Raw genomic sequence first — 26,073 nt, 5'->3', positions numbered from 1 at the left:
CTTGAGAGCTACTGGCTATCAAAACCTTCGGCCCATCCGAATATATTCTTGCTAACACCAGGGTTATCTTAAGGATGACAATGTGAAGGCAACGGAGCCGATAATGAGCACGCCAAAAGATAATGATGTAGCCGCTTCAGGAAAATGTCCCTTTCATCACGGTAAATCGGAAGAAGAAAGCGTTCTGGCTCGCGGAGCCGGTAGTGGCACCAGCAATCGCGACTGGTGGCCAAATATGCTGCGCGTGGACCTGCTGAACCAGCATTCCAATCGTTCAAATCCCCTCGGCGAAGACTTTAACTATCGCGAAGAATTCAGCAAGCTGGACTATGCTGCGCTGAAAGCCGACATCCGGGCGTTGCTCACCGACTCCCAATCCTGGTGGCCTGCCGACTGGGGCACCTACATTGGCTTGTTTATCCGTATGGCCTGGCACAGTGCCGGTACTTACCGCACCATCGACGGCCGTGGGGGTTCAGGTCGTGGTCAACAGCGCTTTGCCCCGCTGAACTCCTGGCCAGATAACGTCAGCCTTGATAAAGCCCGTCGCCTGTTGTGGCCGGTGAAACAGAAATACGGCCAGAAAATCTCCTGGGCCGACCTCTATATCCTCGCCGGCAACGTCTCGCTGGAAAACTCAGGTTTCCGTACCTTCGGTTTTGGTGCCGGTCGCGAAGACGTCTGGGAACCGGATATGGACGTGGACTGGGGTCATGAAACCGAGTGGCTGGCACATCGCCATCCAGAAAGCCTGGCGAATGCGCCACTGGGCGCCACAGAAATGGGCCTGATTTATGTCAACCCGGAAGGCCCCAATGCCAGTGGCGATCCGGCCTCTGCCGCGCCTGCTATTCGCGCCACCTTCGGCAACATGGGTATGAACGATGAAGAGATCGTCGCGCTGATTGCGGGTGGTCACACCCTGGGTAAAACCCACGGTGCCGCCGCTGCGAGCCACGTGGGCGTCGATCCTGAAGCCTCACCTATCGAAGCGCAGGGCTTTGGCTGGAGCAATAACCATGGTAGCGGCGTGGGGGCAGATGCGATTACCTCGGGTCTTGAAGTGGTCTGGACGCAGACACCAACCCAGTGGAGCAACTACTTCTTCGAGAACCTGTTCAAATACGAATGGGTAAAAACGCACAGCCCGGCCGGTGCTATTCAGTATGAAGCAGTCAATGCCGACGACATTATTCCGGACCCGTTCGATCCGGCGAAAAAGCGCAAGCCGACCATGCTGGTGACGGATCTGACGTTACGTTTCGACCCAGAGTTCGAGAAGATTTCTCGCCGTTTCCTGAACGATCCGCAGTCCTTTAACGAAGCCTTTGCCCGCGCCTGGTTCAAATTGACCCACCGTGATATGGGGCCAAAAGCGCGCTACATCGGTCCTGAAGTGCCAAAGGAAGATTTACTGTGGCAGGACCCGTTACCGCAGCCTACGCATCAGCCGACGCCAGGCGATATCAGCGAACTGAAAGCGAAAATCGCTGCGTCGGGCCTGACGGTCAGCCAGCTGGTGTCTGTTGCCTGGGCGTCTGCATCGACCTTCCGTGGCGGTGACAAACGTGGTGGTGCTAACGGTGCCCGTCTGGCGCTGGCACCACAGAATAGCTGGGCGGTAAACGCCAGCGTGGTTAACGACGTATTACCTAAACTGCAGCAGATTCAGCAGGAATCCGGTAAGGCTTCGCTGGCTGATGTGATCGTACTGGCGGGCAGCGTCGGTATCGAAATGGCCGCAGCCGCAGCAGGCGTTGCCGCACAGGTGCCGTTTATCCCAGGCCGTGTGGATGCACGTCAGGATCAAACCGATGTGGAATCCTTTAACGTGCTGCAACCGCTGGCCGATGGTTTCCGTAACTACCGTCGCGTACAGGGTGGTTCATCGACAGAAACCCTGTTGCTGGACAAAGCGCAGCAGCTGACGCTGAGTGCTCCAGAGCTGACCGCGCTGGTGGGTGGCTTACGTGTACTGGGCACCAACTTTGACGGCAGCCATCACGGCGTGTTTACCGACCGAGTGGGCGTCCTGAGTAACGATTTCTTTGTGAATTTGCTGGATATGCGCACCGCATGGCGTGCGACTGACGGCAGTGAAGAGATCTTCGAAGGCCGCGATCGTCAGAGCGGAGCGGTGAGATTCAGCGCGACGCGTGCCGATCTGGTGTTCGGTTCCAACGCCATTCTGCGTGCTCTGGCAGAAGTTTATGCCAGCAGCGACGCAAAACAGAAGTTTGTTACTGACTTCGTGGCGGCCTGGACGAAAGTGATGAATCTGGATCGTTTCGACCTGCAGTAATCCTGAATCACCCCCGGCCTGTCCGGGGGTGACGTCATTCCGTTAGCGTAAAGCCATCAGCATCGCGCCAGGCCGGGAACCGTTCGCGGTATGCCCGCAGGTCTGACAGCGATAACGCGGCATCAACGCTGCCTGCTTGGCAGGATTCACCTGCCGCCAGAATCTCGCCCTGTGGCGAAATAATCCGACTGTCCCCACTGTACTCGTGCTGATTGCCATCGCTGCCCACGCGATTGCAGCCTGCAACAAATGCCTGATTCTCAATCGCCCGTGCCAGCAGCAACGCCTGCCAGTGCAGGGTGCGCGGTGCCGGCCAGTTAGCGACATACAGCGCCAGATCGTAATCATCCCGGTTACGCGAGAACACCGGAAAACGCAGGTCATAACAGATTTGCGGCAAAATACGCCAGCCGCGCCACTGAATCACCGTGCGTGCCTTACCGGCAATATAGTGATGCTGCTCGTCGGCCATGCGAAACAGGTGACGTTTATCATACTGATGCAACGTGCCATCCGGCTCAACCAGCAGAAAACGGTTTACGGCGCCTTCTGCAGTATGAATGGCGGCGCTGCCGCCCACCAGCGCATCACAGCGCCGCGCATGCTGTCCCAACCACTCGACCACCTGCGCCTGCGGTAGCGCCGACTGGGCGGCTTCCATCGCAAAGCCGGTGGTAAACATTTCCGGCAGAATAATCACATCCCGTTGCGTGAGGTTGGCTAAGATCCGATCGAAATGGCGCAGGTTGGCCTCGCCATCCATCCACGTCAGGGGCTCCTGTAGCAGCGTTATCGCTAAAGTCGACATAACCGCTCCGCTGCTGCATCGAGTGTGGCTTCCTGTTTCGCAAAGCACAGCCGGATGAGTTTGTGGGGGAAAGGTCCGGCACAAAACACCGACAGGGGGATCGCCGCGACGCCCACTTCGCGCGTCAGCCACTGGCAAAACGCCACGTCGTTCAGATCGGAAATCGCGCTGTAGTCCATCAGCAGAAAATAGGTGCCTTCGCACGGCAACAGGCGGAACCGACTGCTGCTCAGCGCCTGCATCAACCGATCACGGCGCGCGCGATAAAAATCGGGAAGTTCGCGGTAGTGATCTGGATGCTGGCGCAGCATATCGGCAATCGCCAGTTGAGCCGGCGTGTTCACGGAAAACGTCAGATATTGATGGATCTTGCGGATCTCGGCGCTAATAGCGGCAGGCGCAACGCAATAGCCCACTTTCCAGCCGGTCATGTGAAAGGTTTTACCAAAGGATGACACCGCAATTGCACGCTGGCGCAACGCGGGATGGGCCAGCACGCTGGCATGGCCTGCCTCGGCAAAGCAGATGTGCTCATAGACTTCATCGCTCAGCACATAGATTTCCCGGTCAGAGATAGCCTGCCACAACGCGGCATAGTCCGCCTGGTGCCAGACGCTGGCTGAAGGATTATGTGGCGTGTTTAAAATGACCAGGCGGGTTTTGTCACTTAACAGCGCGGAGAACGCCGACCAGTCCACCGCGAACAACGGCGGCTGCAACGTGATGCGTTTCAGCATGCCGCCTGCCAGCTCCACCGCAGGCGCATAGCTGTCGTAACTGGGATCGAAACAGATCACTTCGTCACCGGGCCGCACCAGGGCGGTGATGGCGGCATAAAGCGCTTCTGTCGCGCCTGCCGTCACGGTGATATCGTCATTAACGCAGGGGCGATAGCCGTAGAGCGCGGCGGTTTTATCCGCAATAGCTTCGCGAAGCGGTTGCGCGCCGGTCATGGGAGCATACTGATTCGCGCCCTGGCTGACATGGTAAGCCAGTCTCTCCTGCAGGTAAGACGGACCGTCAAAATCCGGAAACCCCTGGGAAAGATTAATGGCATTATGCTGCTGTGCCAGCGCGCTCATTTGCGTGAATATCGTTGTGCCGAGTGCAGGCAGTTTGCTCTCGGGCGTCAGGTTGGACTGCGTCATGATTAGGTAGCCTTACGCGCAAAAACGGTAGCGGAGAAACCCTTAGTTGATGCCACTATAAACAGGATGCTAGTATTTGGCAATCAAGACGCTTAGACGGCTAAAAGGAACGGTGATGTCCGATTCATCTGCAGTAGAAAACCTGGTGGAAGCCTGTCACTGGATAGGCGCGAAGGGCTGGGCACCGGCCACCGGTGGCAATATGTCGGTGCGTCAGGATGCTCATTTTTGCCTGCTGAGTGAGTCGGGCAAAGATAAAGGCAGCCTGACGCGCGACGATTTTATCCAGGTCGAGATTGCCACCTGTCAGGCACCTTCGGGGCGCAAACCTTCGGCGGAGACCGCGCTGCATACGCTGATTTACCGGTTGTTTCCGGAGGCGGGCGCGGTGTTGCACACGCACACGGTGAACGCCACGGTGTTGTCCCGGGTTGAGCAGGGCGCGGCCTTGTTGTTGTACGGTTATGAGATGCAAAAGTCGCTGAGCGGCCAGACGACGCATGACACTACCGTGGCGATTCCAGTATTCGACAACAGCCAGGATGTGGCGGCGCTGGCGTCAGAGATCGAGGATTATGCTGCCCGCTTTCCGTTGCGCTATGGCTTTCTGCTGCGTGGACACGGCCTGACCTGCTGGGGCAAAGACGTCGCTGAAGCCCGTCGCCATCTGGAAGGTCTGGAATTTTTATTTGAATGCGAGCGCCAACGTCGCCTGCTGGAGAAAGCATGATAAAGGCTATTGTTACCGATATTGAAGGCACCACCAGCGATATCCGCTTTGTACACAACGTGCTGTTTCCCTATGCCCGTGCGCATCTGGCGGACTATGTTCGCCAGCATCAGGCGCAGACTGACGTGCAACAGGCGCTGAACGCGGTGCGTGCCGAAGCGGGGCAACCCGATGCCGATATAAACGGCGTTATTGATATTCTGTTTTCTTACATGGATGCGGATCGCAAATCGACCGGTTTAAAGGCGCTGCAGGGGATGATTTGGCGAGAAGGCTACCTGAACGGCAGTTTCACCGGACATCTTTATCCTGACGTGCTGCCTGCGCTCACGGCCTGGCACGCGCAAGGTATTAAATTATATATATATTCCTCTGGCTCGGTTGCCGCGCAGAAATTGTTATTTGGCTACAGCGATGAAGGTGATATTACTGGTTTGTTCAGCGGCTACTTTGATACTCACGTAGGTGCCAAGCGCGAGATGACGTCGTATCAGAACATCGCCGCGCAAACAGGCTTGCCGGCTGATCAACTGCTGTTTCTTTCTGATATTCATCAGGAGCTGGACGCAGCAGAGCAGGCCGGCTGGCACACGCTGCAGCTGATTCGTGACGCGGCAGATGATGACAGCCATCATCGTCAGGTCACTAATTTTTCCCAGATTAACCCGGAGTCGATTTGAGATGAGTGCACTGACCATTTTTAGCGATAGCGATCCCAGCCAGCCGATATGGCACAGCACCGATGCCGAAGCAATTCGCGCGCGGTTGAATGCCAAAGACGTCCGTTTTGAACGCTGGCAGGCCGACCGCGATCTGGGGGAAAACCCGGATGCAGAAACGGTTATCAATGCTTATCAACATGCCATTGATCGCCTGGTGGCCGAGAAAGGTTATCAGAGCTGGGACGTGATCAGCATGCGCGCCGATAACCCGCAGAAGGACGTTCTGCGCCAGAAGTTTCTGTCGGAACACACGCACGGCGAAGATGAAGTTCGCTTCTTTGTCGAGGGCGCAGGGCTGTTCTGTCTGCACCTCGACGGTGAAATTTTGCAGATCCTGTGCGAAAAGAACGACCTGATCTCGGTGCCTGCTGGCACACCGCACTGGTTTGATATGGGATCGTCCCCGCACTTCACTGCGATCCGCATTTTTGATAACCAGGAAGGCTGGATTGCCAATTTCACCGGCGACAAGATTGCAGATGCCTATCCACGACTGGCGTAAGTAAGCCGGTATCGTTAAGCGCGCTGCTTCCTGGCGGAAGCAGCATCGCTCATCACTGTGGCTGAAAGAGGCCATCCTGAACCTGCTGTGGGGTGACCACGCCCGTATCCAGTACCCAACCGCTGATAAGCGCCGCTGGCGTGACGTCGAAGGCCGGATTGTATACCCGGGCATCGGCAGGTGCCCATTGCACGCTACCGAAGCTGCCAGCAACGCCGGTGACTTCGCTGGCGGCACGCTGTTCGATAGGAATGGCTGACCCCGTCGGACACAGGCGATCCAGCGTGGTATGCGGGGCGGCAACGTAAAAGGGAATACCGTGATAGTGCGCCAGCACCGCCAGGCTGTAGGTGCCAATCTTATTCGCGACGTCGCCATTGGCAGCAATGCGATCGGCACCGACCCAGATGGCATCGACGTTGCCCGCCGCCATCAGGCTGGCGGCCATCGCGTCGGTAATCAGATGATAGGGCACGCCGAGCTCGCCGAGTTCCCACGCCGTTAAGCGCCCGCCTTGCAACAAAGGGCGCGTTTCATCGACCCAAACCTTACGAACCTTGCCCTGCTGATGCGCGCGCGCGATAACGCCCAGTGCTGTGCCGACGCCCGCGGTAGCCAGGCCACCGGTATTGCAGTGGGTTAACAGCTGGCTTCCGGGTTTGACCAGCGCGCTTCCGGCTTCAGCGATGCGCTCACAGAGCTGTTTGTCTTCATTAACCAGACGCAGCGCTTCGTCCACCAGGCTCGCCACCCTTTCAGGTTTTTCCAGCGCCTGCTTCATCCTGTCCAGGTTATTCATCAGGTTGACCGCAGTCGGGCGGGCGGCGCGCAGGATCGCCAGTGACTGCGCCAGCTGCTCGCGCGTTTCACCTTGTTCCGCCAGCAGCGCCAGCAGCAGCGAGGCAGACAAGCCAATTAAAGGGGCGCCGCGTACCCGCAGCGCATGAATGTGTTCAACCAACTGCGCGACCGAATGGGCAGGCAGCCAGTTTTGTTGCTGTGGCAGGGCCTGCTGATCCAGTATCCAGAGCTGGTTGTTGCGAACCTGTAAGCTGGTGGTTTGGAATGTCTGCATTCTTGGTGAATTCCATGTTGCGTTAATGGCGGATATTGTGCCAACATGCTTAACGGATGTATAGACGTCTGAACGGCTTATTACGAAAGATTAATCAGGTCCGGCTTGCACCGGCGTTTGTTGATGAGGAAAGGTCAATGTCGCAATACCGTACATTCACTGCAGCTGACGCTGTGGAATATGCCAAAACGTTTGGCGGCATGGATGATCCTTCTGTTTTATGCAGCGCGGAAGAGATCGGCGATGGTAACCTGAATCTGGTCTTCAAGATTTACGACAATCAGGGAAAAAGCCGCGTCGTGGTCAAGCAGGCGCTACCCTACGTGCGTTGTGTCGGTGAGTCGTGGCCGTTAACGCTCGATCGCGCCCGCATTGAGGCGCAAACCCTGGTTGAGCACTACAAATATTGCCCTCAGCACACGGTCAACGTGACGCATTACGATGCGGAACTGGCGGTGATGGTGATGGAAGATCTTTCCAGCCACCAAATCTGGCGCAGCGAGCTGGTGAAAGGCGTGTACTATCCTGAAGCGCCTCGTCAGTTGGGTGAATACCTGGCCCAGACGCTGTTTCATACCTCGGACTTTATTCTGCACCCGCACCATAAAAAAGCCGAAGTGGCGCGCTTTATCAACCCGGAACTGTGCGAAATCACCGAGGACCTGTTCTTCAACGATCCCTACACTGACCATGAGCGCAACAGCTATCCTGAAGCGCTGGAGCCGCTGGTCGCCTCACTGCGCACCGACGACGCGTTGCGTATTGCCGTTGCCGGGCTTAAACACCGTTTCTTTAGCCATGCCGAAGCCTTGCTGCATGGGGATATCCACAGCGGCTCCATTTTTGTGGCTGACGGGAGCCTTAAAGCGATCGACGCTGAGTTTGGCTATTTTGGGCCGATCGGCTTCGATGTTGGCACCGCGCTGGGTAATCTGCTGATTAATTACTGCGGTTTGCCCGGCCTGCTGGCACCGCGCGAAGCCGTTGATGCCCGCGAGCAGCGCCTTAGCGATGTGCGTGATGTGTGGAATACGTTCGCAGCACGTTTCCTGGCGCTGGCAGAAAGCAAGACGCAGGATGTGGCCATGGCTTATCCGGGCTATGCCCAGGCGTTTCTGCGTAAAGTCTGGGCGGATACCATTGGTTACTGTGGCACTGAGTTGATCCGTCGGACGGTGGGCATGTCGCACGTGGCGGACATGAAGCTTATCCGGGATGATGAGATGCGCACCGATTGCATTCGTAATGCGATTACGTTGGGCCGCACCCTGATTCTGGCCGCCGGGCACGTTGAGGATGTCGAAGCATTGATTGCCCGCATTCGTCAGGCAGGGTAAAAAAAAGGCCGACATGATGTCGGCCTGATGGATTATGCCGCCTCGCTGGGGAGGGCGGGCTTAGAGACAGTCTGTTTTGCCGGAACGGCCAGCGCATCAGCCTCAAACTCATCCACGTTAATGGAACGCAGACGGCTCTGCTCGGCGCGTTTCAACACCTCTGCTTCTTTGTCGTCAATCCAGCCCTTCTCCAGCGCCTGTTTTGCCAGTGCATCGAGTCGTGTGAACGAGAAGTGTTTTTTATGCTGTTTGCACAGGCGGTCGTGAATCACTTCTGCCGCCATCACATCCTGCAGTGCCTGCTCTAACTGACCTGCTGGGTTATGCTGGCTCGGTTCCAGATACTGACCGCGACCCAGGCGCGAGCGCGTTGCGGAAGGCACCTGCAGCATTTTTGCCAGTTTATGGTCAAGGCGATCGGATGGAGCAAGGCAGTGCTGACCACCGGCGAACACCACCAGTCGGATCACCCCAGCCACCAGACGATTCGGGAAGTTGCTCAGCAGATCGTCCATGGCTTTTTCTGCCTTATTCAGCGCATCCTGCACGCCCCACTGCACCAGCGGTAAATCCGCCTCGTGACGCCCTTCATCGTCATAACGTTTCAGGGTGGCAGACGCCAGATAGAGTTGGCTCAGCACATCCCCCAGACGGGCCGACATGCGTTCGCGACGTTTCAGACTGCCGCCTAACACCGCCATAGAGACATCTGACAGCAACGCCAGGTTGGCACTGATGCGGTTCATGTGCTGATAATAGCGACGCGTAGCATCGCGGGTAGGCGCAGCGCTGGTGCGCCCGCCAAGCAGGCCCAGCCACAGGCTGCGCATCGCATTGCTGCCTACGTGACCAATATGGCTGAACAGCGCTTTATCAAAGGCCGCAACATCGTTGCTGGCAGCGGCAGCCATTTCCTGCAGGACATAAGGATGGCAACGAATCGCGCCCTGACCAAAGATAATCATGCTGCGGGTCAGGATATTCGCGCCTTCCACCGTGATAGCGATAGGTGCGCCCTGATAGGCACGCGCCAGGAAGTTGCTGTCTCCCAGCATGATGCCTTTACCGCCCGCGATATCCATAGCATCAATGATCGACTGCTGGGCGCGGTGGGTACAGTGGTATTTCACAATGGCTGACAGCACGGCGGGTTTCTCACCCTGCATAATCCCGGTGGTAATCAGCGTTGCGGCTGCGTCCATCACATAGGCATTACCTGCGATTCGTGCCAGCGGCTCTTCGATGCCTTCCATTTTGCCGATAGACAACTTGAACTGACGACGGATGTGAGCATAGGCACCGGTCGCCAGCGCCACACTTTTCAGGCTGCCGGTTGAGTTTGACGGCAGCGTGATGCCACGACCGACCGACAGACATTCCACCAGCATCCGCCAACCCTGACCGGCCATTTCCGGGCCACCAATGATGAAATCAATAGGAACAAAAATGTCTTTGCCACGGGTTGGACCATTTTGGAACGGCACGTTGAGGGGGAAGTGGCGATGACCGATTTCCACACCTGGCGTGCTGGTCGGGATCAGGGCACAGGTAATGCCCAGTTCCTCTTTCTCGCCCAGCAAATGCTCTGGATCGGAGAGTTTAAATGCCAGACCCAGCACGGTAGCGATAGGGGCTAACGTGATATAGCGCTTGTTCCAGGTCAGGCGCATGCCCAGCACCTGCTGGCCCTGCCACTCGCCCATGCAGACCACACCCGTATCGGGAATCGCACCGGCATCTGAACCGGCTTCCGGGCTGGTCAGCGCGAAACAGGGAATTTCATCTCCCCGGGCCAGACGCGGTAAATAGTGGTCTTTCTGTTTTTCCGTACCGTAATGTTGCAGCAGTTCGCCCGGGCCGAGTGAGTTAGGTACGCCCACGGTAATCGCCAGAATACCCGATACGCCCGACAGTTTTTGCAACACGCGCGCCTGTGCATAGGCAGAGAATTCCAGCCCGCCGTACTCTTTTTTGATGATCATGGCGAAGAAGCGGTGCTCTTTCAGATATGCCCACAGTTCTGGCGGCATATCAGCCAGCTCATGGGTGATCTGGAAATCATTTGCCATGCGGCAGGCTTCTTCCACTGGGCCATCGATAAAGGCCTGCTCTTCCGGTGTCAGGCGCGGTTGTGGATAGTTATGCAGTTTCTGCCAGTCGGGTTTGCCCTGGAACAGATCGCCTTCCCACCAGGTGGTGCCCGCGTCAATCGCCTCTTTCTCTGTGCGTGACATTGGCGGCATCACTTTCTGGAAGCGTTGCAGCATCGGTTGGGAAAACAGTTTGCGGCGCATACTGGTCAGGTTCAGCGGCAGCAGAATAATCGCCAGCGGTAACAGCAGCCAGGGCGTCCAAAGGTGGGCCGCCGCCATCGCTGCAGTCCACAGCAGGAGAATTGCGCTGCTGAGGGGCAGAGAGAGGCGGTGATAAAACAGCGCGCCAATTAGCACCACTGTCGCAAGAATCGAGACAACCATCATAATGAAGTGCTCCGTTAAGTAGTAAGAGGTCTGACCTGTTATGAGTAGAGGTGTAAATCAGATGCTGGCATTTATCAATTTTTTTACATCGCAATTACAACCTGACTCACAAAATCAGCCAAACAGCGCGTTGGATGAAAACAGCGGGCGCGAAAAAAATGCTGGGCATACGGTATCTGGCTGTGTGGTGCTTTGCGCGCGTCAGCCATTCCGTTAAACTTGCTGCGATTAACCTCCCCTACAAAGGACAAGTCTATGTATCAGGACATTATTCGTTCAGAGCTGAACGAGGCTGCAGAGACGTTGAATAACTTTCTGAGTGACGACGCGAACATTCACACCATCCAGCGGGCTGCGGTGATGTTGGCTGACAGCTTTAAAGCGGGCGGCAAAGTGCTTTCCTGCGGCAACGGTGGCTCTCACTGTGATGCGATGCATTTTGCGGAAGAACTCACCGGCCGCTACCGTGAAAATCGTCCTGGATACCCGGCTATTGCCATTTCAGACGTCAGCCATCTTTCCTGCGTGAGTAACGATTTTGGCTATGACCACGTTTTTTCCCGTTATGTTGAAGCGGTAGGGCGCGCAGGCGATGTGCTGCTGGGGATCTCTACCTCAGGTAACTCTGCCAATATCATCAAGGCTGTTGAAGCCGCGCGCGCGCAGGGCATGAAAGTGATCACCCTGACCGGCAAAGATGGCGGTAAGATGGCGGGCAGCGCGGACATTGAAATTCGTGTACCGCATTTTGGTTATGCTGATCGCATTCAGGAGATCCATATCAAAGTGATCCATATCCTGATGCTGCTGATTGAAAAAGAGATGGTCAGGTAACAGCACGACTGGCCTCCTGGTCGACAGGAGGCGTTTTGACATAAGGCGGTTGCTATGTGCGAATTGCTCGGGATGAGCGCTAATGTTCCCACCGATATTTGTTTCAGTTTTACCGGATTGGTGCAGCGTGGCGGCGGAACAGGGCCGCATAAAGACGGCTGGGGCATTACGTTTTATGAAGATAAAGGCTGCCGCACCTTTAAAGATCCCTTACCGAGTTTTAATTCCCCCATTGCGCGTCTGGTGCAGGAATATCCAATTAAATCTCATTCGGTCGTGGCACATATTCGCCAGGCGAATCGTGGACCGGTCTCCCTGGAGAATACGCATCCGTTTACCCGGGAATTATGGGGCCGTCACTGGACTTATGCACACAACGGGCAGCTTAAAGGCTACAGGCAACTGGAGACCGGGACGTTTCGTCCGGTAGGGGAAACCGACAGCGAGAAGGCATTTTGCTGGATTCTGCATAAGCTGGCCATGCGCTATCCGCGCACGCCGGGGAACTGGCCTGCGGTCTTTCGCTACATTGGGGAGCTGGCGGGTGAGCTACGGCAGAAAGGCGTATTTAATATGCTGTTGTCGGATGGTCGCTACTTAATGGCATTCTGCTCAACCAATCTGTTTTGGATTACCCGCCGTGCACCTTTTGGTCGGGCGCAGCTGCTTGATCAGGACGTGGAGATTGATTTCCAGAAACACACCAGCGCGAACGATATAGTGACCGTCATTGCCACACAACCGCTGACGGGAAATGAAACCTGGCACCGAATTGTGCCAGGCGAATGGGCATTATTTTACCTTGGAGAGCGCCAGGAATGACTGGGATGCCGCTTCAGGTTGGGTGATCACCGGGCTGCTGTTCATCACATATCTGCCGCTGGTCACATTCACGGTCGGCGGCTGATGATACTGCGCAAAGTAGGTGTAGCCGGGCTGAAGTTGCTTCCAGAAATCCGCATAGGTGGAATAGCGATGACGCTGCATATTGCTGTCGGTCATGCGAAACGGATAAATGGCAATATTCACTTCCTGCTGACCATTACGTAATGCCGCATTCACATAGGTGAAAATCTCATCCATATAGGCATTGGTCATGGCATAGCAGCCGATAGACTTACAGTCGCCATGAATCATTAAATAGTTACCGCTGTAGCCCTGGTCGCGATCGTATTGATTGGGGAAGCCAATATTAATCGCGCGATAGAAACGGCTGTCCGGCTTTAGCTGATTCATTTTTACGCTGTAAAAACCTTCCGGGCTTTTAAAATCGCCTTCACGACGTTTTGGCCCCAGGCCGCCAGAAAAGTTGCAGATGCGATAGGTATCCAGCAAGCGATATTCGTTGCCAATCTTGCCGTACAGCTCAAGGGTACGCTCTTCCTTGAAGATCTGAATATAAACCGGCGTACCGATTAACTGTTTCTTTAATTCTTTGCTCACCGGCGCCAGTGGCTGAACCGGCTCAGGAGTCATTGCCATGCTGAGGGCTGGCAGTAAAATCATCGCAAACAGAAGTGCGATTTTGCCCATGCTGTGTACACCTTGAAGTGAAGAAGAACAACGGCGCGATAAGTGCGCCTCTGTTTGCATTATCGGAACTTTCCGCTACCGCAGCGCAACATTAAACATTGTGTGTTTTTTTAGCAATACAGCGCAGAGCAAAATGTCCATTTCTTTGACGGAATAGCGCCGAAAATTTGTAAAGTTTGTTAGCAACTGCAAGAAATATTGCACAAGCCTCTTTGGACTGTATACTTATCCAGTACTGGAGGGGCGATGCGTAAGATCATTCATGTCGATATGGACTGCTTTTTTGCCGCAGTGGAAATGCGTGATGACCCTTCATTGCGCGATATTCCCATGGCGATTGGCGGCAGCCGCGATCGGCGCGGGGTGATCAGTACCGCTAACTATCCGGCACGCAAATATGGCGTGCGCAGTGCGATGCCCACGGGCATGGCGCTGAAGCTATGTCCTCATCTGCGTTTATTACCCGGGCGCTACGAAGTTTACAAAGAGGCATCCAGCCAGATTCGCACCATCTTTTCACGTTTTACCTCCCTCATCGAGCCACTGTCGCTGGATGAAGCCTATCTGGATGTCACCGACAGCACGCACTGTCAGGGATCAGCTACGTTGATCGCCCAGGAAATCCGCGCCACTATCTATCGGGAAACCCAACTCACGGCCTCTGCGGGCATCGCACCGATTAAATTTCTCGCCAAAATCGCTTCTGACTTAAACAAGCCTGATGGCCAGTTTGTCATTACCCCTGCACAGATGTCTGATTTTTTACTGGCGTTGCCGTTGGCGAAAATTCCCGGTGTGGGAAAAGTGTCGGCAAAAAAGCTGGAAGAGCTGGGATTACATACCTGCGGCGATGTGCAAAAAGCCGATTTGGCGTTACTGCTTAAGCGCTTCGGTAAATTTGGTCGGATCTTATGGGAGCGCAGCCACGGTATTGATGAACGCGGTGTGGTGGTTGAACGCGAACGTAAATCGCTGGGCGTTGAGCGCACGCTGGCTGACGATATCGACAGTTGGGAACGCTGCCTGGAGATTATTGATTACCTCTATGCCGAGCTTGATCGGCGCTTAACTCAGATACGGCCCGATAAGCATATTGCGCGTCAGGGCGTGAAACTGAAGTTCAGTGACTTTCAGCAGACGACTCAGGAGCATGTCTGGCCGGTGCTGAATAAAGACGACATGATTGCCGTGGCGCGTAAAACCTGGGATGAGCGCCGGGCTGGACGCGGCGTGCGGCTGGTGGGATTGCATGTGACGCTGGTGGACCCGCAACTGGAGCGGCAACTGCTGCTGGGATTATAGGGGGGGCCGCCGTTGGCGGGGATGGGGTTTGCTCTGGTTCTGCCCGGCTGGCCCGGGCGATGCGGTTTTGCATTGAGCATATTTTGCTCGGCTGGGCGTTATGGTTTTGTTCTGAGCATGTTCCGCCCGCCAGGCGGCAGGGAGTTTCAGCCTGCCCGTGCAGGCGGTCGGGTTAAGGGGCTCGCGCCAGCCCCTTAACAATCCCGGCGTCCGGCAGCCGTCGCTGTCCCTTCGTCATTCACTACGGCCTGACGGACCGTCCGGATGCGCCCTCCGTGGCGCAGCCGTCCTCGTCGCGGCGTCCCTGCCGCGCCGTCCTGGCCTCCGTTCTCTCCTCAGCGCGCCGGATGCCTCCAGCAAACCCCCGCCTGTGAGGGCGTATATTTTTCCCAAAGACCGGCTTCGCCTGTCATGCGTAATCAGAACTGAAGACAGGGAAGCCTGACGAAAATGAAAAAATCAACAGCAATAAGCTGTGATGCTTTTCTGGCATCTGAAGCGATATTTTCTGACATCTGAAGCGACGCGGAAAGTCGTTTTGGCACAGGTATCAAAGCGGGGGAGTTGGGCCGGCCTTCCCGTCCCGCTGAGCGGATGCAGGATTTCCGGATGAGCCGACAGGACGTCGGCGAAAGTCAGGCCGCGCCAGGGAGGGCGCGTCCTGGCGGTCCGGGAGAAATCCTGAAGCCGCGAAGGGACCGCGCAGCGGCGGGTGGGCAGGACGGGAGCCCGGGGTCAAGGGGCCGCGGCGACTGGCGGCCCCTTGTCGGTCGCCCGCACGGGGCGGGCTGAAACTGCCCGCCGCCTGGCGAGCGAAACCTTCTCAGAGTTACATGACTGGATGCCGCCCAGGAAGGCAAAGCCATGTTCATGCAATGAACGCCGCCGCCCAGGCAGCCAACCAAAGCCACGCTCATGCCATGAACGCCACCCGCCCAGGCGCCAGCCCTTACTTCTTATATTTTGCTTCCAGCGTCGCAAACCACGGCTGGACGAAATCCTCATTACTGCCCCAGCCTGGAATGATTTTGTTCAACGACGCCACGTTCACCGCACCAGGATGGCTGTTAAGCGCCTGCTGAGAAATCGAAGCGGCTTTAAATTCATAGGTAGCAGGCGTAGTTTCACCGGCAATCTTGTTTGCCACCAGGCGCATATTGACGGCCCCGATGGTTTTAGGATCGACCGCGACAGTCTGTACCCACGGGCTGCCTTTCTGACGCATCAACTGCAAGTCCTGATTCGAGACATCGATGCTGTACAGTTTGATCTCTGTACGGCCATTTTCCTGCAGCGCTTTGTAAGCGCCCTGGCTGAACGCGTCCCATGCACCCCAGATGGCGTCAATCTTGCCTTTAGGGTATTTCGCCAGGATAGCGCCAACTTTATTGGCGGTGTCGCCCTGGACATCCGTTGATACCGCGCCAATCGACTCAAGTTGATGAATGCCAGGGTTCTCTTTCAGCAATTTCTCATAAACAACCTGACGACGTTCCATCGGCGGGAAACCGGCAACCCATAATTTAACGATGTTGGCTTTGCCGTTGAAATCCTTGATTAACTGTCCCAGCGACAACTGGGCCAGAGACGCATCATCCTGCGCGGTGACCGTGACACCCGGAATCGGGTTGTCCACGGGCGTATCAAATACCGATACCTTAATGCCGGCGTCCGCAATGCGTTTTACCAGCGCACTGGCGTACGGCGCTTTGCCGTGGGACAGCACAATACCGTCGTATTTCTGGCTGATCGCCTGATTCACGAAATCCTGAAAGCGCGCATCGTCGCCATTGCTGAGAAACGTACTGACTTTAAAGCCTAACTGGCGGCCTTGCTGAATGGCCCCCGCAACAAACTGTGTGGTGTTGTCGTCTGAGCCAAGGTTACGGATGACGGCAATGCGTATCGGGCCTTCATGGTTAGCGATAGCGGCAGGAACAGGCGTGACGGTGTCGGCAAACGCTGCACTGGCGTTTAACAGGCTGAATGCCAGCAGCGAGAGTGTTATCTTTTTCATTATTCTTAACTCCAGTTGGGGATGCGCCTTAGCGGCGCTGTACGTAAGTGATAGCCAGTGCTAATGCCAGCACCAGCCCTTTGATAATGTCCATGGCGTAATAGGGTACCGACAGCATCACCAGACCGTTTTGCAGCACGCCAAGAATGACGGCACCCACCAACGTACCCAGCGCATTCGGCTTACCGGAACCGGCCAGAGAAAATCCAATCCAGGCAGCAGCCACCGCATCCATCAGATAACCGCCGCCCGCGTTAACCTGCGACGATCCGATGCGTGATGCCAGTAAAATACCGCCCAGCCCGGCTAACAATGACGCGATGACGTAGGCCAGTACGCGATAACGTGTCGTGCGAATACCGGAAAGCCTGGCTGCCTCGGGATTACCGCCCAGCGCGTACATGCGCCGACCGTGCTTTGTCAGGGATAATGCGAGCTGTGCCACGACCGTGACGACCAGCATGATAATAACGATTGTCGGCACCTGCCCCAGCAGGTTAAACGTTGCCGCAATCGTGCCTTCAGCCATATCACCGCTTGGCAGCACCATATTTTCCGTAATGGAGCCACCAAAACTGTAGGTCATTGCCACGCCCTGAATCACAAACAGGGTGGCCAGTGTCGCCAGCATGTCGGGAATCCGCAGCACCACGATCAGAAACGCATTGAACAGCCCGACCAATGTACAAAGCACCAGCGTGATGGCAATGGCCGCCGTCGTATCAAAGCCGTACCAGACGAATAGCGAAATCACCAGGGCGTTGGCCAGTGAGGCGGTAGAACCAACAGACAGATCGAAGCCGCCGACGGTCAGCGAAACGGATACGCCCACCGCAATGACGGTTACGATGGCGATGGAGCGTAAAATATTGATGATGTTGTTCGGCTCCAGAAAACTGTCGGAAGCCAAACCAAAAGCGGCGATCAATATCACCACCGTTAGCAGCATGCCCCACTTATACAGGAAATCGAACAGCTGATGGCGCAGCGAGGAAGATGCTGGCTTCAGGGATGAGTCTTTACTACTGCTCACGCAGGGGTTCCTCCGGTGGAATAGAGCAAAAGTGTCTCTTCTGTGGCTTGCCGTCCCTCTAACTCCGCCACAATACGTCCATCCCAGAGCACACAAATACGGTCGCATAAGCCGACCAGTTCAGAAAATTCGCCAGAGGCGTAAATAATGCCTTTGCCTTCATGGGCAAGGTTGCTGATCAGCGTGAACAGCTCTGTTTTCGCTTTTACGTCCACGCCCTTGGTCGGTTCATCAAAAATCAGCACATCGGCGTTATTGCGCAACCATTTGCCAATCGCCACTTTCTGCTGATTGCCACCAGAGAGCCGACGCAGTTGCTGCGCCGGGCCCGTGGTACGCACGCTGAGGCGGCGAATCACCGCTTCTGCCCAGCGCCAGGCCTGACGATGGCCAAACAGGCTCCAGCGGGAAAAGCTGTCGTCTGCGCTGATGCTGAGGTTCATCGCCACTGACTCATCAATAAAAATGCCTTCTTTACGGCGTTCTTCAGGCACCAGCGCCATGCGCTGTTGCACCGAGTCGTGTGGCGATCGCGGCTTCCAGCGTTTACCGTGCAGCTCACCGCGTGAAACCCGGCTCTTACTGGCACCAAACAGCGCCTTGCACAGTTCGGTTTTCCCCGCGCCCGCCAGACCGGCAATGCCCAGAATCTCGCCTTTGTGCAAACGCAGTGAAATATCCTGCAGCAGGTGTTCATCATGCAAACCGTCCACCGCCATAATCACGGGCTGCGGCTGAGGTGGACGCCGCGGTGGATAGATATCGGTTAACGGATGCCCCAGCATTTTTTCAACAATCTGCTCACCACTCAGCGCCGCCATCGGGCCGCTTTCAATCAGTCGTCCATCGCGCAGCACCGTCAGGCGGTCGCAAATAGCCTTCAGCTCGTGGATACGGTGAGAAATAAACACGACACCTATGCCGCTGGTTTGCAGACGACGGACGACGGCGAACAGGCGTTCGCTCTCGTGCTGGTCGAGCGGCGCAGTGGGTTCGTCAAGAATCAGAAAACGGCAGTGATGGGAGAGGGCTCTGGCCAGCAGAATTTGCTGCTTTTCCGCCAGCGAGCAGCGCTCTACCGGGCGTTTAACATCTATCGATGCATCCAGCTGGGCCAGCAGATGACGAGCCCGGCGGCGAATATCGCTCCAGCGGAAACCGTGACCTGGCTCTGCTAACTGATCCAACAGAATGTTTTCCGCTACGCTGAGCTGTGGCACTAATGCCACATCCACCTCCTGCTGAACAAGGTGAATACCCAACTGTTTGGCGTCCCGCGGGCTGCGAATCGAAACCGGTTTACCGTCCAGCAGAATCTCACCGCTGTAGTGACTATGGGCACCTGACAGCACTGCCATCAGCGTGGATTTACCGGCCCCATTGGCCCCGGTCAGCGCATGAATCGAGTGACCTTCACTCAGAAAATCCACCGACGTTAACGCGGCAAATCCGCCAAAATCGATGGAGATGTTACGCATCTCAAGGCGATTTAAAGCATGCATTGCAGGGATCTCCATTAAAGTCACTGACCACATTTTTTCCTGAAGCATCAGGCACGGCAACAGCCGAAAGCGCATAAGTTAGCACAGAAACTTATTAGCCATCCAGACATCTGGACATAATGGCGGCTAAAGCTGGTTAAGCGCAGTAAGTTGGTGATTTAGCGGTAGGAAGCGGCATTCCCGCAGCGGATTATGCTGCGAATGACTAACCGAAAATTGTTAAGTCAGTCATGCGCTTTCACGATTCAAGGGAGATTGATTGAATGTGGCAGGCAGGATAAGGCTTCAGATAAGGTCTTAACCTGCAGAACAGGGTGACAGAACCGGTTATTTCAGTGCGTAGACCTCGGCTAAGTCGGCCAGATCCCAGTTTCCGCCCGTCAGCAGGACGCAAACTTTCTCGTCGGGTTTCAGACTCACCGAACCCGCCAGTAGCGCACCGAGACCAATTGAGGCCGCCGGTTCCGCAATTAATTTTGCATCTCTGGCAAGAACGCGCATGCCCTGAATAATGTGTTCTTCATCCACCAGAATAATCTCGTCTACATACTTCTCAATAATCGGGTAGGGATTGCGTCCCGGTACGCTAATTCTTAAGCCGTCAGCGATGGTGTTTTGCAGCGGCAGGGAAGTAGGCTGTTTATTGATCCGGCTTTGATAATATTTAGGCGTCAGGGCAGGCTCAGCGCCAATGACTCTGACCGCCGGACGGGTTTCTTTCAGCGCCGTGGCGACACCAGAAAGCAGACCGCCGCCGCCCAGCGGTATAATGACGGTATCCACATCCGGTAAATCATCTAATATTTCGCAACCGATCGTGCCCTGTCCGGCCATGACCATCGGATCTTCAAAGCCATGCACCACCGCATAGTTATTGGCTTCGGCAATTTCATACACTTCTTTCCAGCGCGAGGCGTTGTCACCATCAAACAAAATAATCTCTGCTCCCAGCGCGCGGGTATTTTCGATTTTGATTTTTGGCGTGGTGACCGGCAAGACCAGAACAACTTTTACACCCAGCATTCTGGCTGCGTACGACAGCCCCTGAGCATGATTGCCTGACGAACTGGAAATAATACCGTTGGCAAAAGCTTCAACGGGCAGGGAGAGCACTTTATTTAGCGCACCGCGAATTTTAAACGCACCGGTAATTTGCAGCGTCTCCGGCTTGAGATAAAGCTGGCAGCCCACCTGCTTTTCGATTTTATCGGCGCGCAACAACGGTGTGTGACGAATATGCGCAGCGATACGCTGTTGCGCTTCATGAATATCTTGCAGGGTCGGATACTGACGCGTCATCACGGTTACCTTTATCTGAAGGAAAAACGTTATTCAAAAAAGGCAAAATACGTACCGACACCTTTTTCGAGGGCATTGCGGTAAATTCTGCCGGCGGTCGTGTTGTCCTGGATGGAAAGGCCCGTGGAGTCAAAAAAGGTAATTTCTTCCTCGCTTTCTCTGCCCGGCTTCTTCCCCAGTAATATCTCACCGATTTCAGCATGAATGTCGTTTTCACGGATGATATTCCTGTTCAGCCCGTGCCAGGTTTCACCCTTTTGCGTGCACTGAGACAGGGAGTCCACGACCACTTTTACCCGGCTGAAAATGTGAGGATCAAATTCCTGTTTACCCTGCTGGTCGGTGCCAATGGCGATGATATGTGTGCCAGGCTTAATCCAGCTGGCTTCGAGCAGCGGCCCTTTGCCCCGGGTCGTTGTAATCAAAATATCGGCTTGCGCTACCGCCGCCTGGCAGGAATCCGCCACAGTGACCGGGATACCAAACTCGCTTTCAATATCATTTTTAAAGGCCAGCCGGGATGCTGGCGTGCGGCTCCAGGCATGGATCTCTTCAATTTGCATAACCCTGGCGATGGCTCTTACCTGCATCCTGGCCTGATTACCTGTGCCAATCATCGTCAATTTTTTGGCGCTTGTGCGTGCCAGTGCCTTCACGGAAACGGCACCCGATGCGCCGGTGCGCAGACCGGTAATCAGGCTACCATCCATCACGCAGCACAGCGCACAACTTCGGGCATCAAACAATATTACCGTTCCCATGCCGCTCGGCAGGCCATATTCCACAGGGTTCTGTGGAAAGGGGCCAGAGGAGGCTTTCATCGAAATCAGTTCGTTGCTTTTGTAATAACTGGTTTTAAAGTCTATTTCCCCACGCGGCGCGGGAAGGTGCAAACCGATATAGGCCGGCTGTTCCACCAGATTGCTGTTGAAGGCTTTATAGGCTTCTTCCACCGCATCAATCACGTCGTCGGTGCTGATGAGCTGACTGACTTCCTGTTTGGTGAGCAATAGCGTCTTCATGCACCCTCTAATCACGTTGTGAAGAACGGCTCTCCGGTACACAGATGACCTGATGCCGTTGTCAGAGAAAGGTTGGCTTTGGGACATTATTGCACCGGCTGCACGACAGAAAATGTCAATCTGCGGGTCGGATAAACGCTTTTTACTGTTTTAGCGGGCGGTGGCGAAAGCTAATGCTTAGTGGCTGGCGATGAAAGGACGTCAGGCCGAAATAGCCGATAAAAAAAGGGTTTATGTTGAACATAAACCCTCAGAGAGATTAACGCGCCTGAATTACTTTTCAGGTATCACGTTCAGCAGCGTTGTCAGCAGTTTCCAGTAAAGCCCCACGCTCTCGATATGCACCTGCTCATCAGGTGAGTGAGGGCCGGTAATCGTTGGTCCAATCGAAACCATATCCATGTCAGGATAAGGCTTTTTGAACAGGCCGCATTCCAGACCTGCGTGAATCACCTGGATGTTAGGCGTCTTATTAAACAGCGCGACATAGGTTTCACGGGTCAGCGCCATAATCGGCGAGTCTGCGTCTGGCTGCCAGCCGGGATAGCCACCTTTCGGCTTCGTTTGTGCGCCTGCCAACTGACCGAGTGAGGTCAGCATCTGCACGACGTAATCACGCCCGGTATCGATCAGTGAGCGAATCAGGCAGTTAATTTCTGCTTTATCTGCCTCCATCGTGACCACACCCACATTCAGCGAGGTTTCGACCACGCCTTTGGCGACGTCTGAGTTACGGATAACACCGTTTGGCGTGCTGTTCAGCAGATTCAGGAAGCGGTCACGGCTCTCTGTGGTTAGCGCGTCACCCTGATGGGCAACCGGCTCGCTGACAAAGGCAATGTTTTTCTCTTTTACGCCGTGTTCATTTTGCAACGCAGCCAGGAAGCCGGCGGCGGCCGATTTCAGGCTGTCTACTTTGCTGCTGTCCACAGACACGGTGGCAAAGGCTTCACGTGGGATTGCATTACGCAACGTACCACCGGTGAATTCAACCAGACGAAGATCCAGCTCTGCCGCATGGGCCGCCAGGAAACGCGCCAGCAATTTGTTCGCATTGCCCAGGCCCATGTGGATATCCGCGCCGGAGTGACCGCCACGCAGGCCTTTCAGGGTCAGCTTCAGGCTTTCGTGGGAAGCCGGCACCGCCTCACGCGTCAGCGGAAGCGTGGTGACGAAGTCGATACCACCTGCGCAACCCATATAGATCTCACCTTCTTCTTCCGAATCGGTGTTGATCAAAATATCCGCCTGCAGCCAGCCTGGCTGTAAGCCAAACGCGCCATCCATGCCGGTTTCTTCGGTCATGGTTAACAACACTTCCAGCGGACCGTGGGTCAGGCTGCTGTCCGCCAGAACGGCCAGCGCAGATGCCATACCAATACCGTTGTCGGCACCCAGCGTCGTACCGCGCGCTTTGACCCACTCGCCATCAACATAAGGCTGAATAGGATCTTTGGTGAAGTCGTGTACGGTGTCGTTGTTTTTCTGCGGCACCATATCAAGGTGGGCCTGCAGCACAACCGGCGTGCGTTTTTCCATGCCTGGCGTGGCTGGTTTACGGATCAGAATATTGCCTACCTGATCGCGCTCACACCAGAAACCTTGTTCTTTGGCCCAGCCAACGATATAGCTTGCCAGCGCTTCTTCATGGAAAGAGGGATGCGGAATAGAGCAAATCTTAGCGAAAATATCCCACAGTGGCTGTGGAGAGAGTTGGGACAATTCAGACACGACAAGTCTCCTGTGTCAGTGCGCCGGCCGGGCCGGACATTGCGAAGTTCCAGTAAAAGATCGCCGTCAGCGAACTGACGAGATAGGGCGAGAATATCACTGTTTCTGACTCGGTGTGTTATTCAACGCGCTAAAAAACCGCAACCAGAAGCCAGGTGCTGGTTTTTAGCGCGTCATGTCCTTATAATCTCGCGCAACCTTTTCCCCGTTGCACATTTTTTAAGCCACACTGACTGGCTGGGATACCTATTTATGAGCGAAAAATACGTTGTTACCTGGGACATGCTGCAGATTCATGCCCGCAAACTGGCTCAACGCCTGCTTCCTGTTGAACAGTGGAAAGGCATTATTGCAGTCAGCCGCGGCGGTCTGGTACCGGCTTCGCTGCTGGCACGTGAACTGGGTATTCGCTATGTCGATACCGTGTGTATTTCCAGCTATGACCACGATCACCAGCGTGAAATGAAAGTCCTGAAACGCGCTGAAGGCGACGGTGAAGGCTTTATCGTTATTGACGACCTGGTTGATACCGGCGGCACCGCACAAGCCATCCGCGAAATGTACCCAAAAGCCCGTTTCTGCACCATCTTTGCTAAGCCTGCTGGCCGCGAGCTGGTGGACGATTATGTTGTTGATATTCCGCAGAACACCTGGATTGAGCAGCCGTGGGACATGGGCGTGGTTTACATTCCACCGATTGTGAAAAGCTGATTGATGTAACACAAACAACGCCCGGTTTTCCGGGCGTTGTGCTTTCTACGCCTCGCGACTTGTTTTGCGGTACAGTACACTTACTTACCGCTGTTAATGCTGTCAGAGAGGTAACATGCCTGGCAAAAACCTGAGCGTTGAGCTGTTCAAGCCTCGTTTTAAACACCCCGAAACCTCATCTCTGGTACGACTGCGTCGTCACGCCACGCATGAGGTGCACTCCGCCCTGGATGGCGATAGCCAGCGTGGCTGGTATCGCATGCTTAATAAGTTGATGTGGGCCTGGCGTGGTTTGCCATCGCAGGAGGTCAGCGAGGTGCTGGCGCGTATCGCAATCAGCGACGCTGAGCACACCCATCCGGCGCTGCTGGATACGGTCATTGGTTACCGTAATGGCAACTGGAATTTCGAGTGGAGCAGGCAGGCGGGCTTCTGGCAGCAGCGGGCGCTTGAGGCGAACGAAAGTGAACACGATCGGGCCGGTCATGACTGGCTTCATGCGTCGCACCTCTATAGCGTGGCGGCGTATCCTTATATCAAAGGCGATGAACTGGCTGATCAGGCACAAACGCTCGCCAGCCGCGCTTATGACGAGGCAACCCGCCGGCTACCCGGAGAACTCAAAACGCTGACCTTCCCCATTGAAGGCGGTAGCCCGGTCAGTGGTTTTCTGCACATGCCGCCTGCTGTGGAGGCACCTTATCCCACGGTGATGTTTTGTGGTGCGCTGGATTCGCTGCAAACCGATCATTATCGTCTGTTCCATGACTATCTGGCACCGCGTGGTATCGCCATGTTGACGCTTGATATGCCTTCCGTCGGGAATTCAATGAAGTGGAAGCTCAGCCAGGACACCAGCTTTCTGCATCAGCAGGTACTGCGCGATCTGGCGTCCGTACCGTGGATCGATCATACGCGCGTTGCCGCGCTGGGCTTCCGCTTTGGCGCGAATGTCGCGGTGCGTCTGGCCTATCTGGAAGCACCGCGGCTGCGGGCGGTGGCCTGTCTGGGGCCAATTGTGCACAGTTTGCTGACGCAGGCCACGCTGCAGAACAAGGTGCCGGATATGTACATGGACATGCTTGCGAGCCGACTTGGCATGACTGGCACAACGGACAGCGCATTACGGGCTGAGTTGCTCAGCTACTCGCTGAAAAATCAGGGGCTTCTGGGACGAAGAACGTCAACGCCGATGCTGTCTGCACACTGGCCGAACGATCTCTTCAGCCCCGAGGAAGAGAGCAAATTAATCGCTAACTCCTCGTCGCAAGGTAAGGCCTTGTTAATTCCCGTAAAACCGGTCATCGCCAGTTTTGATAAAGGGCTTAATGAAATCTGCGATTGGCTGGCCCAGCGTTTGAAAAGATAGCTGGCAAAATTTACAGTGTTTGCTACAACTACTAGCTGGAATCATTCGGATCGTCAAAAGAGAGTGCAGCACGGCTGCTACGGTTCGGAATATCAAGCCTGTCCTTATGGAGAATTAGCATGACGTTACCGAGTGGTCATCCCCGCAGTCGCCTGCTTAAACGCTTCACGGAACTGGGACCTTACATACGCGATGGAAAGTGTAGTGAAACCCGTTTTTTCTTCGACTGCCTGGCTGCCTGCGTGAATGTAAAGCCTGCGCCTGAGTTACGTGAATTTTGGGGCTGGTGGATGGAGTTGGAAGCGCAAGCCGATCACTTTACCTACGTTTATCACATCGGCCTGTTTGATAAAGAAGGCGACTGGTCAGTTGCCACGATCAAAGGCAAAGATAACAATGCCCGCGTGGAAGAAACCTTACGTAATTTCCACGGCCGTTTAAAAACGATGCTGAAAGAGTTTGAACTGGATCTGGTACCAGCCAGTGACTTTGATGAAAAACCGATAAAACTCAGCGCCTGACATCAGGCCCCTGCGGGGTAATGCTGGTCACTTAAGGTGACCAGCCTTTTTTTTATCGGCATATTTCCGGGATCTTATTCGCAGCTCCCGCGGAT

Annotated in this window: 23 protein-coding genes; 12 read left to right on the top strand and 11 right to left on the bottom strand. The window is 55.2% G+C overall.

Annotated elements, in window-relative coordinates; all coding sequences use genetic code 11:
- Positions 1-103 precede the first annotated feature (103 nt).
- On the top strand, positions 104-2,302 hold the full coding sequence (katG, locus tag NR177_RS20920; protein WP_256853544.1) for a catalase/peroxidase HPI: 2,199 nt from the start codon (positions 104-106) through the stop codon (positions 2,300-2,302).
- Positions 2,303-2,336: 34 nt separating this feature from the next.
- On the opposite strand, the gene NR177_RS20915 is transcribed toward katG, so the two are convergent.
- Complete coding sequence (locus tag NR177_RS20915) at positions 2,337-3,110, bottom strand: amidohydrolase (RefSeq protein WP_256853543.1); 774 nt, start codon at positions 3,108-3,110, stop codon at positions 2,337-2,339.
- Positions 3,098-4,258, bottom strand: a complete 1,161-nt coding sequence (locus NR177_RS20910) for a pyridoxal phosphate-dependent aminotransferase (protein WP_256853542.1) — start codon at positions 4,256-4,258, stop codon at positions 3,098-3,100. The genes NR177_RS20915 and NR177_RS20910 overlap by 13 nt, the downstream gene beginning before the upstream one ends.
- Before the next feature lie 115 nt (positions 4,259-4,373).
- On the opposite strand from NR177_RS20910, the gene NR177_RS20905 reads away from it, so the two are divergent.
- Genes NR177_RS20905 through NR177_RS20895 form a run of 3 tightly spaced genes read left to right on the top strand, consistent with a single transcriptional unit; the run spans position 4,374 to position 6,212 of the window.
- On the top strand, positions 4,374-4,988 hold the full coding sequence (locus NR177_RS20905) for a methylthioribulose 1-phosphate dehydratase (protein WP_063878540.1): 615 nt from the start codon (positions 4,374-4,376) through the stop codon (positions 4,986-4,988).
- Entirely contained in the window at positions 4,985-5,668 is a 684-nt protein-coding gene (gene mtnC / locus NR177_RS20900; protein WP_063878541.1) for an acireductone synthase, read from the top strand. The genes NR177_RS20905 and mtnC overlap by 4 nt, the downstream gene beginning before the upstream one ends.
- A 1-nt stretch (position 5,669) precedes the next feature.
- Positions 5,670-6,212: an acireductone dioxygenase gene (locus NR177_RS20895; protein WP_014606507.1), complete on the top strand. Its 543-nt coding sequence runs from the start codon at positions 5,670-5,672 to the stop codon at positions 6,210-6,212.
- A gap of 52 nt (positions 6,213-6,264) precedes the next feature.
- Here the strand turns inward: NR177_RS20895 and mtnA are convergent, their stop codons facing one another.
- Positions 6,265-7,287: an S-methyl-5-thioribose-1-phosphate isomerase gene (gene mtnA / locus NR177_RS20890; RefSeq protein WP_256853541.1), complete on the bottom strand. Its 1,023-nt coding sequence runs from the start codon at positions 7,285-7,287 to the stop codon at positions 6,265-6,267.
- A gap of 137 nt (positions 7,288-7,424) precedes the next feature.
- On the opposite strand from mtnA, the gene mtnK reads away from it, so the two are divergent.
- Positions 7,425-8,624: an S-methyl-5-thioribose kinase gene (mtnK, locus tag NR177_RS20885; protein WP_256853540.1), complete on the top strand. Its 1,200-nt coding sequence runs from the start codon at positions 7,425-7,427 to the stop codon at positions 8,622-8,624.
- Between the two features lie 32 nt (positions 8,625-8,656).
- Here mtnK and fadE read toward each other — a convergent pair whose 3' ends face one another.
- The gene (gene fadE, locus NR177_RS20880; RefSeq protein WP_256853539.1) at positions 8,657-11,104 is read right to left on the bottom strand and encodes an acyl-CoA dehydrogenase FadE; all 2,448 of its coding nucleotides are present in this window, start codon (positions 11,102-11,104) and stop codon (positions 8,657-8,659) included.
- A gap of 61 nt (positions 11,105-11,165) precedes the next feature.
- Between fadE and NR177_RS20875 the strand changes: the two genes are divergently transcribed.
- The 3 genes from NR177_RS20875 to NR177_RS20865 are packed head-to-tail and all read left to right on the top strand — an operon-like array spanning position 11,166 to position 12,760.
- Positions 11,166-11,321, top strand: a complete 156-nt coding sequence (locus NR177_RS20875) for a hypothetical protein (protein WP_256853538.1) — start codon at positions 11,166-11,168, stop codon at positions 11,319-11,321.
- 38 nt (positions 11,322-11,359) lie between these two features.
- Positions 11,360-11,938 (top strand): D-sedoheptulose 7-phosphate isomerase, encoded by a 579-nt coding sequence (gene lpcA / locus NR177_RS20870; RefSeq protein WP_063878545.1) that lies wholly within the window; start codon positions 11,360-11,362, stop codon positions 11,936-11,938.
- 54 nt (positions 11,939-11,992) lie between these two features.
- Positions 11,993-12,760, top strand: a complete 768-nt coding sequence (locus NR177_RS20865; protein ID WP_256853537.1) for a class II glutamine amidotransferase — start codon at positions 11,993-11,995, stop codon at positions 12,758-12,760.
- Here the strand turns inward: NR177_RS20865 and dpaA are convergent.
- The gene (gene dpaA, locus NR177_RS20860) at positions 12,731-13,471 is read right to left on the bottom strand and encodes a peptidoglycan meso-diaminopimelic acid protein amidase (RefSeq protein WP_063878547.1); all 741 of its coding nucleotides are present in this window, start codon (positions 13,469-13,471) and stop codon (positions 12,731-12,733) included. The two genes, NR177_RS20865 and dpaA, sit on opposite strands and share 30 nt — an antisense overlap.
- A 246-nt stretch (positions 13,472-13,717) precedes the next feature.
- Here dpaA and dinB point away from each other — a divergent pair, with 246 nt between their 5' ends.
- On the top strand, positions 13,718-14,773 hold the full coding sequence (gene dinB / locus NR177_RS20855) for a DNA polymerase IV (protein ID WP_256853536.1): 1,056 nt from the start codon (positions 13,718-13,720) through the stop codon (positions 14,771-14,773).
- 949 nt (positions 14,774-15,722) lie between these two features.
- On the opposite strand, the gene NR177_RS20850 is transcribed toward dinB, so the two are convergent.
- From NR177_RS20850 to pepD, 6 genes are all read right to left on the bottom strand, one after another.
- Complete coding sequence (locus tag NR177_RS20850; RefSeq protein WP_063878551.1) at positions 15,723-16,790, bottom strand: sugar ABC transporter substrate-binding protein; 1,068 nt, start codon at positions 16,788-16,790, stop codon at positions 15,723-15,725.
- 28 nt (positions 16,791-16,818) lie between these two features.
- Positions 16,819-17,931: an ABC transporter permease gene (locus tag NR177_RS20845; protein WP_256853535.1), complete on the bottom strand. Its 1,113-nt coding sequence runs from the start codon at positions 17,929-17,931 to the stop codon at positions 16,819-16,821.
- Positions 17,820-19,325 (bottom strand): sugar ABC transporter ATP-binding protein, encoded by a 1,506-nt coding sequence (locus NR177_RS20840; protein ID WP_063881112.1) that lies wholly within the window; start codon positions 19,323-19,325, stop codon positions 17,820-17,822. The genes NR177_RS20845 and NR177_RS20840 overlap by 112 nt, the downstream gene beginning before the upstream one ends.
- Before the next feature lie 327 nt (positions 19,326-19,652).
- Positions 19,653-20,624 (bottom strand): threonine/serine dehydratase, encoded by a 972-nt coding sequence (locus tag NR177_RS20835; RefSeq protein ID WP_109718289.1) that lies wholly within the window; start codon positions 20,622-20,624, stop codon positions 19,653-19,655.
- A gap of 29 nt (positions 20,625-20,653) precedes the next feature.
- Positions 20,654-21,646 carry an ornithine cyclodeaminase family protein gene (locus tag NR177_RS20830; protein WP_256853534.1) on the bottom strand — a complete coding sequence of 331 codons (993 nt, stop codon included), beginning with the start codon at positions 21,644-21,646 and terminating at the stop codon, positions 20,654-20,656.
- Between the two features lie 273 nt (positions 21,647-21,919).
- Positions 21,920-23,377 carry a beta-Ala-His dipeptidase gene (pepD, locus tag NR177_RS20825; RefSeq protein ID WP_063878555.1) on the bottom strand — a complete coding sequence of 486 codons (1,458 nt, stop codon included), beginning with the start codon at positions 23,375-23,377 and terminating at the stop codon, positions 21,920-21,922.
- Positions 23,378-23,629: 252 nt separating this feature from the next.
- On the opposite strand from pepD, the gene gpt reads away from it, so the two are divergent.
- The 3 genes from gpt (at position 23,630) to crl (ending at position 25,978) form a co-directional block, all read left to right on the top strand.
- Positions 23,630-24,088, top strand: coding sequence for a xanthine phosphoribosyltransferase (gene gpt / locus NR177_RS20820; protein ID WP_063878556.1), 459 nt, complete (start codon positions 23,630-23,632; stop codon positions 24,086-24,088).
- Between the two features lie 115 nt (positions 24,089-24,203).
- Positions 24,204-25,457 (top strand): esterase FrsA, encoded by a 1,254-nt coding sequence (gene frsA, locus NR177_RS20815; protein WP_063878557.1) that lies wholly within the window; start codon positions 24,204-24,206, stop codon positions 25,455-25,457.
- 119 nt (positions 25,458-25,576) lie between these two features.
- Positions 25,577-25,978, top strand: coding sequence for a sigma factor-binding protein Crl (crl, locus tag NR177_RS20810; RefSeq protein WP_063878558.1), 402 nt, complete (start codon positions 25,577-25,579; stop codon positions 25,976-25,978).
- Positions 25,979-26,073 lie beyond the last annotated feature (95 nt).

Origin of the sequence: Pantoea sp. Fr+CA_20, from assembly GCF_024520835.1 — a bacterium.
Lineage (GTDB): Bacteria > Pseudomonadota > Gammaproteobacteria > Enterobacterales > Enterobacteriaceae > Pantoea > Pantoea allii.
Note: the sequence above shows the minus strand (reverse complement) of the source record. Positions and strands in the feature narration are given on the sequence as shown.